12 protein-coding genes are annotated in these 14,374 nt (G+C 71.0%); 8 read left to right on the top strand and 4 right to left on the bottom strand.

Annotation, left to right across the window (positions count from 1 at the left end; translation table 11 throughout):
* Positions 1–139: 139 nt before the first annotated feature.
* Together STRIP9103_RS12100 and STRIP9103_RS12095 are read right to left on the bottom strand one after the other, a co-directional pair.
* Positions 140–2,008 carry an AAA family ATPase gene (locus tag STRIP9103_RS12100; protein ID WP_048820139.1) on the bottom strand — a complete coding sequence of 623 codons (1,869 nt, stop codon included), beginning with the start codon at positions 2,006–2,008 and terminating at the stop codon, positions 140–142.
* 433 nt (positions 2,009–2,441) lie between these two features.
* Positions 2,442–3,110 (bottom strand): uridine kinase family protein, encoded by a 669-nt coding sequence (locus tag STRIP9103_RS12095; RefSeq protein ID WP_009308883.1) that lies wholly within the window; start codon positions 3,108–3,110, stop codon positions 2,442–2,444.
* 173 nt (positions 3,111–3,283) lie between these two features.
* On the opposite strand from STRIP9103_RS12095, the gene STRIP9103_RS12090 reads away from it, so the two are divergent.
* The 3 genes from STRIP9103_RS12090 to STRIP9103_RS12085 all read left to right on the top strand — a co-directional run bounded on the left by STRIP9103_RS12090 (position 3,284) and on the right by STRIP9103_RS12085 (position 5,766).
* On the top strand, positions 3,284–4,666 hold the full coding sequence (locus tag STRIP9103_RS12090; protein ID WP_009308879.1) for a peptidase C39 family protein: 1,383 nt from the start codon (positions 3,284–3,286) through the stop codon (positions 4,664–4,666).
* A gap of 140 nt (positions 4,667–4,806) precedes the next feature.
* Positions 4,807–4,953, top strand: coding sequence for an SCO1431 family membrane protein (locus tag STRIP9103_RS49620; protein ID WP_009308891.1), 147 nt, complete (start codon positions 4,807–4,809; stop codon positions 4,951–4,953).
* A gap of 153 nt (positions 4,954–5,106) precedes the next feature.
* Positions 5,107–5,766, top strand: a complete 660-nt coding sequence (locus tag STRIP9103_RS12085) for a TetR/AcrR family transcriptional regulator (protein ID WP_009308885.1) — start codon at positions 5,107–5,109, stop codon at positions 5,764–5,766.
* Positions 5,767–5,924: 158 nt separating this feature from the next.
* Here the strand turns inward: STRIP9103_RS12085 and STRIP9103_RS12080 are convergent, their stop codons facing one another.
* Positions 5,925–7,175, bottom strand: coding sequence for a glycoside hydrolase family 18 protein (locus tag STRIP9103_RS12080; protein ID WP_009308898.1), 1,251 nt, complete (start codon positions 7,173–7,175; stop codon positions 5,925–5,927).
* Between the two features lie 319 nt (positions 7,176–7,494).
* Here STRIP9103_RS12080 and STRIP9103_RS12075 point away from each other — a divergent pair, with 319 nt between their 5' ends.
* On the top strand, positions 7,495–8,667 hold the full coding sequence (locus tag STRIP9103_RS12075) for an acyl-CoA dehydrogenase family protein (protein WP_009308882.1): 1,173 nt from the start codon (positions 7,495–7,497) through the stop codon (positions 8,665–8,667).
* 607 nt (positions 8,668–9,274) lie between these two features.
* Here the strand turns inward: STRIP9103_RS12075 and STRIP9103_RS12070 are convergent.
* Positions 9,275–9,700 carry a hypothetical protein gene (locus tag STRIP9103_RS12070; protein WP_009308896.1) on the bottom strand — a complete coding sequence of 142 codons (426 nt, stop codon included), beginning with the start codon at positions 9,698–9,700 and terminating at the stop codon, positions 9,275–9,277.
* A gap of 268 nt (positions 9,701–9,968) precedes the next feature.
* Here STRIP9103_RS12070 and STRIP9103_RS12065 point away from each other — a divergent pair, with 268 nt between their 5' ends.
* The 4 genes from STRIP9103_RS12065 (at position 9,969) to fxsA (ending at position 14,255) form a co-directional block, all read left to right on the top strand.
* Entirely contained in the window at positions 9,969–10,409 is a 441-nt protein-coding gene (locus STRIP9103_RS12065) for an Lrp/AsnC family transcriptional regulator (protein ID WP_005485572.1), read from the top strand.
* Positions 10,410–10,566: 157 nt separating this feature from the next.
* Positions 10,567–12,171, top strand: a complete 1,605-nt coding sequence (locus tag STRIP9103_RS12060) for an amidohydrolase (protein ID WP_048820138.1) — start codon at positions 10,567–10,569, stop codon at positions 12,169–12,171.
* Between the two features lie 601 nt (positions 12,172–12,772).
* Positions 12,773–13,570: a polyprenol monophosphomannose synthase gene (locus STRIP9103_RS12055; protein WP_009308892.1), complete on the top strand. Its 798-nt coding sequence runs from the start codon at positions 12,773–12,775 to the stop codon at positions 13,568–13,570.
* Between the two features lie 103 nt (positions 13,571–13,673).
* The gene (fxsA, locus tag STRIP9103_RS12050) at positions 13,674–14,255 is read left to right on the top strand and encodes an FxsA family membrane protein (protein WP_048820137.1); all 582 of its coding nucleotides are present in this window, start codon (positions 13,674–13,676) and stop codon (positions 14,253–14,255) included.
* The last annotated feature ends 119 nt before the right edge of the window (positions 14,256–14,374 follow it).

Here is a 14,374-nt window from a genome sequence, read left to right as displayed (position 1 = left end):
CCCACCCACCCGCACCCGCCCACAAACCGCCCGGACCGAGCTGGAAGGCGAAGCGGGGTCGAAGGGGCGGCAGCCCCTGGGGGGACGGGACGGGACGGGTAGGGGCGGCGGGGGCGAAAACCCCTCGGCCGACCCGAACTCACGGCCCCGAAGGATCCTGCGGCCCCCGCCCCGACAGCACCTCCCCATACGCCTGCATCAGATCCGGCAGCCGAAGCGTCGACAGATCATCCCGGGTCGGAGTGCTCGGATACCCCGACAGCCGCAGATCCCGATACGCACAGCTCTTCTCGTACAGCGTCCGCAGGAACCGCCCATTGCCCAACTCGTCGATCCACCCCTGATCGACGACATGCCCGGAGATGGAGCGCAGCTCCTCAAGGGCCTCCTCATCCCACACGTCCCCGTTCTCGGCGGCGAGCACCTCGCCGATGGCGGTGAGCTCCAGAGGCCGGTAGGAAGGAAAGTCGACGCGCGTCGTGAAACGGGAGGAGAGGCCCGGGTTCGCGGCCAGCAGCCGGTCCATGCCCTCCGGGTAGCCCGCGAGGATCACGACGAGATGGTCCCGGTTGTCCTCGGCCCGCTTGAGCAACACCTGCAGCGCCTCGTCGCCGTACGCGTCCCCCTTCCCGTAGCCGGAGTTGGACAACGAGTACGCCTCGTCCACGAACAGCACGCCGCCGATCGCGGAGTCGATCAGTTCGTTGGCCTTCACGGCGGTCTGCCCGAGGTACTCGCCCACGAGATCCGCCCGCTGGGCCTCCACGAGGTGATCGCCACCCAGCAGCCCGAGCGCGTAGAAGACCCGGCCCAGTATTCGGGCCACGGTGGTCTTGCCCGTGCCGGACGGACCGGAGAAGACGAAGTGCCGTTTCGGAGGCTGGACCGGCAACCCCTGCCCGGCGCGCAACCGCGCCATGTTCAGCTGCGCGGACAGCGCCTTGACCTGCCGCTTCACGGGCTCGAGCCCGACCATCCGCTCCAGCTCCGCGAGCGCCTCCTCCAGCAGCTCCGGATCGGTCGGTCCGGCCGGCAGCGGATCCACCGACACCATGGACTTCTCGCGGACGAAGGTGTCGCCGGCCTCGGGCGGCAGCCCACCCGGCGGCGGCAGGGCGGGGTCGGAGACCTTCAGGTCCCGTCCCTCGGCGTCGAAGAGCGGGTCCAGCCCGTCGACCCCGTCGAGCGCGTCCTGCCCGACCCCGCCGAGCGCGACCGCCGCGAAGTCGGCCGTGTCGTCGTAGCCGTCCCCCTCGGCGATGGCGGCGAGCCGTGCGGAGGTGTCCATGAAGGCGGGGTCGACGCGATGCACGGCCCGGTAGAGCGGCAGCGCGGCGGCGCTGCGCCCGGTGCCCTCGTGGGCGCGCGCCAGCCAGTACCGCAGCTCCTTGCGCTGCGGCTGCTCGCTGCGGCAGCGCATCAGCGCGGCGGAGAGCAGGGGCTCCGCCTGCCCGTACGTCTCCAGCCGGACCCGGGCCATGCCCCCGAACAGGCCGGCCTCGATGCCCAGCAGTGGATCGTCGAGCAGCGGGTCGGTGTGCCGGACGAGCTGTTCCCAGTCCTTGACGAGATAGGCGCGGCAGGCGTGCAGAAAGCGCACTTGGGGGTCCGCGTCGACCGGCGGCAGCCCCGCGAGCGCCCGGTCCAGCTCGGGTACATGACGGCCGTCCAGCCAGTGCGAGGCGTGCGCGAGAAGCAGATCGCGCGGGCTTTCGAGCACCGGCTGGACCCACCAGCCCAGCCAGTACCAGGAGTTGAGGGTGCGCCGGTGGCGGGCGCGCTGCTCCCCGAAACGCTCCCGGTGCCGGAACATCCGTAGCAGTGCGGTCGTCGTGTCCACCCGCAGCGCGTGCAGCCCGAGCCAGCCGTCGGCCATGCCGGGATCCATCCGCACCGCGGTGCGGAACTCCTCCTCCGCCTGTGGATACGCGCCCATGGTGTAGGCGTCCACGCCTCGCAGCCAGGCGAGGTCGGCCGGAGCCTCGGGGCCCCGCGAGCCGAAGTCCATCACGTCCCCCACAAACCGTGCCCCCGCTGGAAACCGTACGGGCCGGTGCCCGTCGGCAGCCTCCGTCGAACCGCTGTGCCGCGGACGGGAGTTGCGTCGGTGCGTTTCCGCAACCGTCCGAGAGTCGCACCGAGGGCATCGTACCCGCGGGTCGGTCGCCCTTCGAAGGGTGCCGCAAGGCTCGTCTTACGAGGTGGGAGCAGATGGGGCGCATCGCGCTCGGTGACCGAGGGTGAAGGAATCGTGCCTTGGAGCCGCCGGAAAACCGGGAGAAGGCAGAACGAAGCCCCCGATCACGGGGGAACAACCGGGGGCTTCGCGCATCTGGGCGGCTTCGAATGGCCGCACATTGAGAACGTAAGTCCTGTAAGGCCCCGGGGTCAAGCCGAGTTGAAGCACTCGGGAAACTTCTCGTACGCCGGCCTTCACAGGTTCAGCACATTGCGGATGGCTCGTCACCCTGAGTGAAGTGCGGCCCCGGTTCCGACGTCACCGCGGGTCCCCTGAGCACCTCGTACCCCGTGTGTCCCTGCCGAACCAGAAGATCGGCGAACGGCCGGGAGGGATCCCCGGCGAAATGCCGGCGTTCCGCCGGGACCCACTCGGCCCAGAACTCACTCTGTTCCGCTCCGTCCCGCGACCGGCCGCGCGCCCAGGCCTCCTCGTCCGGCATCTCCATCCACATCAGCCGCGCCAGATACGGACGCAGCGCACGCCGGCCCGCGCCCACCCCCTCGATGACGATCACGGGCGCGGGCGGCAGATTGCGCACGGGCCCGAAGACGCGCTCGCGCCAGTCGTACGGGGCATAGCGCGCCGTCTCGCCGCGCCGCAGGGGCTCGATCACCTGGCTCAGCAGCCGCCCCGTCCAGGCGAACAGTTCCTCGTGGGTGGCGATGTCGTCGAGGTGCAGCACCGGCGCGCCGCCGAGCGCGTCGGCCAGCAGTCCGGCGAAGGTGCTCTTCCCGGAGCCCGCGTGCCCGTCGACACCGACCAGCCGGACCGGCCCGCAGGAGGGTGGCAGCAGCGGCAGCCGGTCGGCGAGGTCGCGGACGGCCGGGTCTTCGGGGGTGGGACCTTCGGAGGCGGGCGAGGCGTGCATGGGGGGATTGAACACCGTGCCGTGCGGTGTCGGCGCACGCCAGTGGTGTGGACCAATATCGGTGAGCGTGGCGTGGCGCGGGGTGCTGGCAGAAGTCCTCTTCCGGCGTCCATAGTTGACGAACAGCCGTGCGTCTGAACTGTTCCTTCCGGACCTCTGGGGGCCACTCTCATATGTCGAGACTTTCCGAGCCGTCCCGCAGGACCGTCCTGGCCGCAGCCGTCGCCACCGCCGCCGCGGCGGCCGGAGGCGCCGCCGGCCAGGCCGCCGCCGACACCTCGGCCGACCGGGCCGAAGCCCCCGACCGCCCCGCGCAAGCACCTGAACGCCTCGTGGACCACCGCGCCTGGACCTCGTACGCCGACTGGCGCGGCGGAAGCGTGAACGGCACCCGGGTGCAGGCGGGGGTACGGCCGGGGCTGGTGGTCGGTACCCCGGTCGGCACCGTCGACTACACCGACCCGCACACCGGCCGGACCGCCACCTGGGAGTACGCGACCTGGACGTCCCCGGTCCACGAGCTCGCCGTTCCCGCCACCGAGGTCATCGCCTCCTGGAACGCGCACACCCCGGCCGGCACCTGGATCCAGGTCGAGCTGAAGGGCACGTACTCGGACGGCACGGACACCCCCTGGTACGTGCTGGGCCGGTGGGCGGCCGGTGACCAGGACATCCGGCGGACGTCCGTCGACGGTCAGAAGGACGGCCGGAGCAGTGTCTGGACGGACACCTTCGCGATCGACGACCCGGCCACGGGCCTGCGCCTCGTCTCGTACCGGCTGCGTCTGACCCTCCACCGCGCCCCGCGCACCGGGGTCACCCCCAAGGTCTGGCGGCTCGGCGCGATGGGCTCCGACATCCCCGACCGCTTCACCGTCCCGGCCTCCACCCCCCGAATCGCCAGGGAGCTGAACGTCCCGCGCTACTCCCAGGAGACCCACAAGGGCCAGTACCCCGAGTACGACAACGGCGGTGAGGCCTGGTGCAGCCCCACCTCCTCGCAGATGATCATAGAGTTCTGGGGTCGGAAGCCCAGCGCCGCCGACCTGGCCTGGGTCAATCCGGACTACGCCGATCCGCAGGTGTGCCACGCCGCCCGGTTCACCTACGACTACCAGTACGAGGGCTGCGGCAACTGGCCCTTCAACGCCGCGTACGCCGCCACGTACGACGACCTGCAGGGCGTGGTGACCCGGCTGGGCTCGCTCAACGACCTGGAGACGCTGATCGCGGCGGGCATCCCGGCGATCACCTCCCAGTCGTTCCTCGCCGAGGAGCTGACGGGGGCGGGCTACGGCACAGCCGGCCATCTGATGACGGTGATCGGCTTCACCGCCGACGGCGACGTCATCGCCAATGACCCGAACTCGCCGACCAACGAGGCGGTGCGCCGGGTCTACCGGCGGCGCGAGTGGGAGAACATCTGGCTGAGGACCAAGCGGTACAACGCCTCCGGCAAGGTCGTCTCCGGCACCGGCGGCGTCTGCTACCTCTACTTCCCGGCCCGCCCCACGGCCCGCCAGCGCGCGGCGCTCGCGGCGGTCGGCGTGCGGTGACGCGAGGACGGCCCCCGGGCGACCCCGGGGGCCGTACCGTCGTGTGACCAACCTCTCGGTCCCGGGCGCCCCCGCCGGTGGCAAGGTGGACGGAACGGCAGGGGGGATCCGCCGCACACCGACCACATCAGCGAGCTGCCATGACCGCGACCTCCGCCACCGCCACCAGAGTCCGTACCCGCACCGGCGGGCCCAAGGACGACGGACCGAAGATCGTCGAACACCTCATGGGCTGGACCCTGGTCGTGGTCCTCGCGATGCTGGTGACCCAGTTGGGTCTGCTGTGACCGAACCCGCGGCCGGTTCCATGATCTGATCCACCCGCTGTCCTGTCCGCCGGTTCTGCCCGCTGGTTCTGTCGAATCCGAGTCGAACAAGCTGGTGATGAAGGTCTGCCATACTGCGGATGTCCCGTCGGCCGTTGGAGACCAGGACCGAAATTGAATAGTAGTCAACAGGGTGGGGTCGAACCGCCGCGGGCCCGTGGCACCGACCGTTCCTTAGCGCGCCGCGCCGAACTCATCTCCATCGGGCGGAAGTTGTTCGCCGACACGTCGTACGACGCGTTGTCGATGGACGACATCGCGCGGCAGGCCCACGTGGCCAAGGGGCTGATCTACTACTACTTCAAGTCCAAGCGCGGCTACTACCTCGCCATCGTCGAGGACTCGGTGGCCGACCTGATCGCCCACGCGGCGAGCGGCCTCCAACTGCCGCCGGTGGAACGGGTGCACCGCACCATGGACTGCTATCTGCGCTACGCCGAGGACAACCAGGCGGCCTACCGCACGATCGTCAGCGGCGGTGTCGGCTTCGACGCCCAGGTGCACGCCATCCGGGACGGGGTGCGCGAGGCGATCGTCGCCATCATCGCCGAGGGCGCCTACGGCCGCAGCGACATCGCGCCGGTGGCCCGTATGGGTCTGTTCGGCTGGGTGTGCGCCGTCGAGGGCGCCACGCTCGACTGGATCAACCGCCCCGGACTGCCCCGCGACACCATGCGCGAACTGCTGGTCAAGATGCTGGGCGGCGCCCTGCGCGCCATCGAGGAGATGGAACCGGCCTACGTCGCCCCGGAACCCGCCCGCCGCGACGGCTGAGCCCGGGCCGCCCACTTCGGCCACCTCGCTGACCGGCACGAGGCCACTCGGGCACTTCGCCGACCGGCACGAGGCCACTCGGGCACCTCGTCGACCGGCACGAGGAAGGGGCGGAGGCCCGCCGTCGGCACTCCGCCCCGACCATCCCGTAGCGACGGCTACTTGATCGACTTGATCAGCTCACCGTTCGCGGTGTCCCCGCTCAACTCCCAGAAGAACGTTCCACCCAGCCCCTGCCGGTCCTTCCACTTCGTCTTGGTCGCGATGGTCGCCGGGGTGTCGTAACTCCACCAGTCGTCCCCGCATTTGGCGTACGCGGTGCCGCCCACCGTGCCGGTCGCCGGGCAGGTCTGCTTGAGCACCTTGTAGTCCTCGAAGCCGTCCTCGTACGTGCCCTTCGCCGGGCCGGTCGCCGTGCCGCCCGGGGCCGCCTGGGTGACACCGGTCCAGCCGCGCCCGTAGAAGCCGATGCCGAGCAGCAGCTTCCTGGCCGGGATACCCAGGCTCTTGAGCTTGGCGATGGTGGCGGCCGTGTTGTAGCCCTCCTCGGGGACGCCCGGGTACGAGTACAGCGGGGAGTGCGGCGCCGTGGGGCCGGTGGCGGCCCAGGCGCCGAAGTAGTCGTAGGTCATCGGGTTGTACCAGTCGACGTACCGGGCCGCGCCCGCGTAGTCCGCCGCGTCGATCCGGCCGCCCTCGGTCGCGTCGGCGGTGATCGCCGCGGTGACCAGCTCGCGCTTGCCGAACTCGGCACGCAGCGCTTTCATCAGCTCGGGGAAGGCTTCCCGCCCACTGGTGTCGCAGGTCAGACCACAGGCGCCCGGGTACTCCCAGTCGATGTCGATGCCGTCGAAGACATCGGCCCACTTGGAGTTCTCGACCAGGTCGTAGCAGGACCGGGCGAAGGCCGCCGGGTCCTTGGCCGCCTCGCCGAAGCCGCCGGACCAGCTCCAGCCGCCGAACGACCAGACGACCTTGAGGTTCGGGTGGAGTTTCTTCAGCTTGCGCAACTGGTTGAAGTTGCCGCTCAGCGGCTGGTCCGCGGTGTCCGCGACGCCGTCCACGGACTCCTCCGCGGTGAACGGCTTGTCGGTGTCCGCCCAGGCGTCGCCGATGGCGCACTTGCCGTCGACGACATTGCCGAACGCGTAGTTGATGTGCGTGAGCTTCTTCGCGGAGCCGGACGTCTCGATGTTCTTGACGTAGTACTGGCGGCCGTAGATGCCCCAGTCCGTGAAGTAGCCGACGACCTTGGAACCGCCCGCCTTGGCGACGTGACCCTTGGCGCCGCCGTGCTGGTCGGCGCTCGCCGAGCCGGTGCCGGCGAGCAGGGTGGCGCCGAGGACGACGGAACACGCGACGGCCGGCAGTGCCCGGCCGCGGGCGCGGGGGTGGAGCGGGGTGTGCATCGGTTGTCTCCTCGCAGGGGACAGAGGTGATCGCACGCCGATTGGCATGAACGCGGGGAAGCGTTGGGTCGGAACAGTAGAGAGGACTAGACCATTCGGTCAATGGTTCGGACCAATCCAACCGGGTGGAGGTTTCTTGGAGTAAGCGATCGTTAACCGGTGACTCGGTGACCCCGATCGGGCATACTCACCGCAGAGCCGCTGGCCAGCAGCTTCCGCGACCCGGGGGCGGAGCATGACCGGCACTGTGAGACCGGCGGAGCCGCCCCACCCAAGGCGCGCCACCGTCGACGTTCCCTAAAGGGAGGAGAGCGTCGCCATGCCCGACCGCGCCCCGCAGCCGGTGGACCGTCAACTGCCCACGGACGAGGCCCGGGACCTGATCTCGCTCGTCCGTGAGATCGCCCAGCGGGAGATCGTCCCGAACGCGGCCGAGGAGGAGGACGCCGGCCGCTTCCCCCGCGAACTCTTCGGCCTGCTCTCGGAGTCGGGACTGCTCGGCCTGCCCTACGACTCGGAGTACGGCGGCGGTGACCAGCCGTACGAGGTCTACCTCCAGGCCCTGGAGGAGTTCGCCGCGGCCCGCCTCACCGTCGGCCTCGGTGTCAGCGTCCACACTCTCGCCTGCCACGCCCTCGCCAACTACGGCACCAAGGAGCAGCAGGCCGAGCACATGCCCGCGATGCTCGGCGGCGGCCTGCTCGGCGCGTACTGCCTCTCGGAGCCCTCATCCGGTTCGGACGCCGCCTCCCTGCGGACGAAGGCGGTCCGGGAGGGCGACGACTGGGTGATCACCGGCACCAAGGCGTGGATCACACATGGCGGGATCGCCGACTTCTACACGGTCATGGCCCGTACGGGTGGGGAGGGCGCCCGGGGTATCACGGCCTTCCTGGTGCCCGGTGACGCCGAGGGGCTGAGTGCGGCGGCGCCCGAGAAGAAGATGGGCATGAAGGGCTCGCCCACAGCGCAGCTCCACTTCGACGGCGTGCGTGTGAGTGACAACCGGCGCATCGGTGACGAGGGGCAGGGCTTCGCGATCGCCCTGTCCGCGCTCGACTCCGGGCGGCTCGGCATCGCGGCCTGCGCGATCGGCGTGGCCCAGGCGGCGCTGGACGAGGCGGTCGCGTACGCGGCCGGGCGACAGCAGTTCGGACGGCCGATCTCGGACTTCCAGGGCCTGCGCTTCATGCTCGCCGACATGGCGACCCAGACGGAGGCGGGCCGGGCGCTCTACCTCTCCGCCGCCCGGCTGCGCGACGCGGGCCGGCCGTTCTCCAAGCAGGCGGCCATGGCGAAGCTGCTGTGCACCGACGCCGCGATGAAGGTCACCACGGATGCCGTCCAGATCCTCGGCGGATACGGCTACACCGCGGACTTCCCCGTCGAGCGGTACATGCGGGAGGCCAAGGTGCTGCAGATCGTCGAGGGCACCAATCAGATCCAGCGGATGGTCATCGCCCGTCATCTCGCGGGGCCCGAGTCACGCTGAAGGAGTTGCGGAAAGGGCCACTGAGCGGGTGATGGACGGGACCCCCGTAGGACCCCTTCACGGTGAACGGCCCACCGGTGCCGAGGCGGTCGTTCGCGGTGAACGGCTCCATGGCGGCGCCGACCTGACTGATCCCGCTCGGTGGCGTCGCCAGCCGCACCCACTCCGGGTCGTGGCGCCCCGGAAGAGTGCGGCCACGATCGGCCCAAGTCTGCATCAGGGCACGGTAGATGGGCGGGTCCTGATGCGGGGCCTGCCCCTGGGGGGCCGGCCTCTGGGGAGCGGGCCCCTGGGGAACCGATTCTGCCGGTGCCGCCACGACATGGCGCCGACGCCCGGCAATCGAGTATGAAGCGGTCATACCCGGCAAACGCGCGGACGCACGGCGCGGTTACCGTTCCCGGGAATCGCGCCTGAGTTCGCGACAGGTCCGAACGGGGCAACGGGTCACCGGGAACGGCTTCGTCGACGAGATCGCGCGGAGACCGGTTGGCGCGGGGGTGCGCATGGGCTGCCGACTACGGCAGCTGTGCGTGCCCCGGAAGCGAAACCGGCCGAACCGGCCGAACCGGCCGAACCGGCCGCAGTGGCCGTGCGGGCGCCGGAATCAAGCGGCCTGACGGCGCATCACCGGCACGCGCATCGGGCGTGAGCCCGGGCCGCCGACGTGCGAGAAGGGCTGGGTCCGCCAGTCGAGTCCCTGGGGGAGCGTCAACAGAAGGGCGGTGTCCTGCTCCTGCGGCTCGATGGACTCGTCCGCGGGCCGGGCGTCATGAGCCGAGCGGCCCGTACCGGCGCAGACCGTGAGCCCGAAGGGGTTCCACGGCGAGACGCACTTGGCGTGCTCCGGCAGGACGTTCTCGTCGGGCAGGAGGGCGATGGGCTGGGAGCAGTCCGGGCAGATCACCCGGACCATCTCGAAGGTGTCGTACGTGTCGAACTCGTCGTCAGGTTCGACGCCCTCCGGCTCGGGCTCGACGACCGACTGGAGGCGCTTGGGTGCGGTACGACCAGGGCGCTTAAGACTCTGCATGGGATTCTCCCCCTCGGGCTGGGCCGTGAAGGCGCTGCGGCCTCGACCACAGCAAGCACTTCCCGCCCCGTCTCCGTGGTAATCACGAGATCATCACGAAGCCTGTTCGCACACTGTGGTCTTCGTCACATGCCGCCCGCAGATGCCCGGCACGCCGGGGCTGTCACCCGGACGGACCACAGCGGGCTCTCAGCCACATCACGAACCGGGTATGACCTGCGCCGCTCAGGTATCGGAAGAGATCAAGCGCCCTGTAGGTTCTTGCGCCATGGAGGAGCTGGACCGACAGATCGTGCAGCTGCTCGTCGCGGACGGGCGGATGAGCTACACCGACCTGGGCAAGGCCACGGGCCTGTCCACGTCGGCAGTGCACCAGCGGGTGCGCCGACTTGAGCAGCGCGGCGTCATCCGGGGCTACGCCGCGGTCGTCGACCCGGAGGCCGTCGGGCTGCCCCTGACCGCGTTCATCTCGGTCAAACCGTTCGACCCCAGCGCCCCCGACGACATCGCCGAACGCCTCGCCGGCGTCCCCGAGATCGAGGCCTGCCACAGCGTCGCCGGCGACGAGAACTACATCCTCAAGGTCCGCGTGGCCACCCCGCACGAGCTGGAGGAACTGCTGGCCCGGCTCAGGTCCCTGGCGGGTGTCTCGACCCGCACGACGGTGGTCCTGTCGACGCCGTACGAGGCGAGGCCACCGAGGATCTGACGACGACGGGCCACGCCGCCGTCGGCTGCCGCTCCCCATCGCCGCTGCCGATCGTGTCGTTGCCTGCGGCCTGCGGCTGCTGGTTGTCCGTCGGCGGCGGGTGCCCTGAGCGCGGCCCAAGTTCAGCGCGGCTGCCGGCGCGCGCGACACTGTGTCCATGAGTGAGAGCACCGTGTCGTCGGCCACCGTTCTGCTGCGCGGCGGAGAAGTCCACAGCCCCGTCGACCCGTTCGCCACCGCGATGGTCGTGGAGCACGGGCAGATCGCCTGGGTCGGCTCCGAGGGCGCCGCCGACGCCTTCGCGGAGGGCGTCGACGAGGTGATCGACCTCGAAGGCGCGCTGGTCACCCCGGCGTTCACCGACGCCCACGTGCACACCACGGCCACCGGCCTCGCCCTCACCGGCCTCGATCTCTCCACGGCCCCCTCCCTGGACGCCGCCCTCGTTCTCGTACGGGAATTCGCGGCGGCCCGTCCGGCCGACCGGGTCCTCCTCGGCCACGGCTGGGACGCGTCCCGCTGGCCCGGTGGCCGCCCCCCGACCCGCGCCGAACTCGACGAGGCCACCGGCGGACGGCCGCTCTACCTGAGCCGTATCGACGTCCACTCGGCGGTCGTCACCACGGCCCTGCTCGACCTCGTCCCGGGCGCCGACACCTTCGCGGACGGCCCGCTCACCCGCGACGCCCACCACGCCGTACGCGCCACCGCACTGGGCGCCGTCACCCCCGCCCAGCGCATCGAGGCCCAGCGTGCCGCGCTCGCCCACGCCGCCTCGCTCGGCATCGGCTCGATCCACGAGTGCGCGGGCCCGGAGATCTCCTCCGATGACGACTTCACGGGTCTGCTGCGACTCGCCGCCGAGGAGCCGGGCCCCCGGGTCGTGGGCTACTGGGCCGAGCGGGACGTGGAGCGGGCGCGCTCCCTCGGCGCCGTCGGCGCCGCCGGCGACCTCTTCGTCGACGGCGCCCTCGGCTCGCACACGGCGTGCCTGCACGAGCCGTACGCCGACGCCGAGCACACCGGTACGGCCTACCTGGACGCGGCGGCCGTGGCCGCCCATGTGGTCGCGTGCACCGAGGCGGGCCTCCAGGCGGGCTTCCACGCCATCGGGGACGCCGCCGTGACGGTCGTCGTCGAGGGGGTGCGCGTGGCGGCCGAGAAAGTCGGCCTGGCCCGGATCCGGGCCGCCCGGCATCGCGTCGAGCACGCCGAGATGCTCACCCCCGACACCATCGCCGCCTTCGCCGAACTCGGCCTCACCGCCTCCGTCCAGCCCGTCTTCGACGCGCTGTGGGGCGGCGAGGAGGGCATGTACGCCCAGCGCCTGGGCCTCGAACGGGCCCGCACCCTCAACCCGCTCGCGGCCCTGCTGCGCGCCGGCGTGCCCCTGGCCTTCGGCTCCGACAGCCCGGTCACCCCCCTCGACCCCTGGGGCACGGTCCGGGCCGCCGCCTTCCACCGCACGCCGGAGCACCGGGTGTCCGTGCGCGCGGCGTTCACGGCGCACACGCGGGGCGGCTGGCGGGCGATCGGACGGGACGACGCGGGCGTCCTGGTCCCGGGCGCGCCCGCGGACTACGCGGTGTGGCGCACCGGCGAACTCGTCGTCCAGGCCCCCGACGACCGGGTCGCCCGCTGGTCCACCGACCCCCGTTCCGGAACCCCGGGCCTGCCCGATCTGACGCCCGGCGGCGACCTGCCCGTCTGCCTGCGGACCGTGGTCGACGGACGGACGGTCTTCATACGGCCGGGCGAGTGATCTGCGGGGTGGTACCCGGGCAATCATGGTCCGCTGCCTCCCCGTACGACCTGCGCATCCGCCGCACCGACCAGGAGTCGAGGGGAAACCCCGCAGGCCAAGCGGCAGTTGACAGCGAACGGCAAGGGGCGGGTAGGTTCTGCCGTGTCCACCACCGGACGTCCGATCGGGGGAACTTCCGCGCAGTTGTCGAGGCGCCGCTGGGTCAGGGGGTGGTGTGCCGCATCGGCGCACCGCCACGGGAGCCAGGCCCAGCGTTCGCGCCACGATGAGGGAACGTTCCGGCTCGGTCGGGTAGGTGCGACCCGGGTGGGGCCCGGACGCTCAGTAGACAACGGCCTTCGGTCGACCCGCAGCCAGTGGGTCCCAGGTCGGCCCGAAGGGCGTCGGGCCCCTATCCGCAGGCGGGCGACGATCGTCGGTGAGGCCGGTTCCGTGCCGGCGCACAGGTTTCTCAGAGCGCGCTCCCGCACGCTTCTTGTTGAAGCGCACTTCCGCACGCCCTTTGGTGAATCGACACTCCTCTGGACATCAGCCGACACTCCAGCGCAGGCCGGGGCCACTATGGTGGACCTCTGCGTACGGACTTGAAGGGGCAGTAGTGAACGACGGCGACGGGACCCTCGCGGCAGCAGGCCAGGAGAGACGGTTCGGCCCGCTCGGCACGGCCTTGGTGATCATCCCGACCTACAACGAGGCGGAGAACATCAAGGCGATCGTCGGCCGGGTGCGGAAGGCGGTCCCCGAGGCGCACATCCTGGTGGCCGACGACAACAGCCCCGACGGCACCGGCAAGCTCGCCGACGAACTGGCCGCCGAGGACGACCACGTCCAGGTGCTGCACCGCAAGGGCAAGGAAGGGCTCGGCGCCGCCTACCTCGCGGGCTTCCGCTGGGGCATGGAGCACGGCTACGGCGTACTGATCGAGATGGACGCCGACGGCTCCCACCAGCCCGAGGAACTGCCCCGGCTGCTGACCGCGCTCAAGGGCGCCGACCTCGTCCTCGGCTCCCGCTGGGTGCCGGGTGGGCGCGTGGTGAACTGGCCCAAGTCCCGCGAGTACATCTCCCGTGGCGGCAGCCTCTACTCGCGGCTCGCCCTCGATCTCCCGTTGCGCGACATCACCGGCGGCTACCGCGCCTTCCGCCGCGAAACCCTCGAAGGCCTCGGCCTCGACGAGGTCGCCTCCCAGGGCTACTGCTTCCAGGTCGACCTCGCCCGCCGCGCGATCAAGGCCGGCTACCACGTCGTCGAGGTGCCCATCACCTTCGTCGAGCGCGAGCTGGGCGACTCCAAGATGAGCCGCGACATCCTCGTCGAAGCGCTGTGGCGGGTGACCGCGTGGGGCGTGGGCGAACGCGTCGGCAAGGTCCTCGGCCGCGACGGCAAGCAGGGCTGAGGGGCGGCCGGGGGTGCCGGGGCGTTCCGGCTCCCTGCCGTGCACAGCCGTGGCTGATCATCCCCTTATGCCGTGCTGAGCCGGGGGCGGGCACACTGGGCGTATGACGAGTGGCGCTTCGACCCCGATGTACCCTGCCCGGCCCCGGCGCTCCCGGCTGCGCACGTTGTTGCCGTTGGGGGTCGCCGCGTGGTTGGTGCTGGAGATCTGGCTGCTCACGGTGGTCGCGGACGCGGCCAGTGGTTTCACGGTCTTCCTGCTGCTGGTCGCGGGTTTCGTCGTCGGTTCCGCGGTGGTCAAGCGGGCCGGGCGGCGGGCGTTTCGGGCGTTGACCGAGACGTTGCAACAACAGCAGGCCGGTACGGCTGAGGCGGGGGCCGGGAAGAGCGAGGGCAACGGCTTCCTGATGCTCGGGGGTCTGTTGCTGATGTTGCCTGGGTTGATCTCGGACGTGGTGGGGCTCGTTCTGTTGATTCCGCCGGTTCAGAAGGCGCTGGGGCGTTATGCCGAGCGGACCTTCGAGCGGAAGATTCGGGAGGCTGGTGCCGGGGCGTTCGGGGACGCCTTTCAGCAGGCGCGTATTCATCGGCCCGACGGCAAGATCGTTCAGGGCGAGGTCATCAGGGACGATGCGGACGGTACGGGCGGGGCTTCCGGGGAGCCTCGTCCGCCGCTTGCCCGTTGAGGGGTTTTCCCGCCCCCGCCGCCCCTACCCATTCCCATCCCCAGGGGCGGCTGCCCCTTCGACCCGGCCTACGAGTTCGGCAGGGTGGGGTTGTCGGGCGCACGACTGCAAAGCCGACG

This window comes from Streptomyces ipomoeae 91-03, from assembly GCF_000317595.1.
GTDB lineage: Bacteria > Actinomycetota > Actinomycetes > Streptomycetales > Streptomycetaceae > Streptomyces > Streptomyces ipomoeae.
Note: the sequence above shows the minus strand (reverse complement) of the source record. Positions and strands in the feature narration are given on the sequence as shown.

What these genes read in the sequence shown, in the direction of transcription:
- STRIP9103_RS12100 (WP_048820139.1), bottom strand. Translation starts at nt 2,008, where the DNA reads ATGGACTTCGGCTCGCGGGGCCCCGAGGCTCCGGCCGACCTCGCCTGG.
- STRIP9103_RS12095 (WP_009308883.1), bottom strand. Translation starts at nt 3,110, where the DNA reads ATGCACGCCTCGCCCGCCTCCGAAGGTCCCACCCCCGAAGACCCGGCC.
- STRIP9103_RS12090 (WP_009308879.1), top strand. Translation starts at nt 3,284, where the DNA reads ATGTCGAGACTTTCCGAGCCGTCCCGCAGGACCGTCCTGGCCGCAGCC.
- STRIP9103_RS49620 (WP_009308891.1), top strand. Translation starts at nt 4,807, where the DNA reads ATGACCGCGACCTCCGCCACCGCCACCAGAGTCCGTACCCGCACCGGC.
- STRIP9103_RS12080 (WP_009308898.1), bottom strand. Translation starts at nt 7,175, where the DNA reads ATGCACACCCCGCTCCACCCCCGCGCCCGCGGCCGGGCACTGCCGGCC.
- STRIP9103_RS12075 (WP_009308882.1), top strand. Translation starts at nt 7,495, where the DNA reads ATGCCCGACCGCGCCCCGCAGCCGGTGGACCGTCAACTGCCCACGGAC.
- STRIP9103_RS12070 (WP_009308896.1), bottom strand. Translation starts at nt 9,700, where the DNA reads ATGCAGAGTCTTAAGCGCCCTGGTCGTACCGCACCCAAGCGCCTCCAG.
- STRIP9103_RS12065 (WP_005485572.1), top strand. Translation starts at nt 9,969, where the DNA reads ATGGAGGAGCTGGACCGACAGATCGTGCAGCTGCTCGTCGCGGACGGG.
- STRIP9103_RS12060 (WP_048820138.1), top strand. Translation starts at nt 10,567, where the DNA reads ATGAGTGAGAGCACCGTGTCGTCGGCCACCGTTCTGCTGCGCGGCGGA.
- fxsA (WP_048820137.1), top strand. Translation starts at nt 13,674, where the DNA reads ATGACGAGTGGCGCTTCGACCCCGATGTACCCTGCCCGGCCCCGGCGC.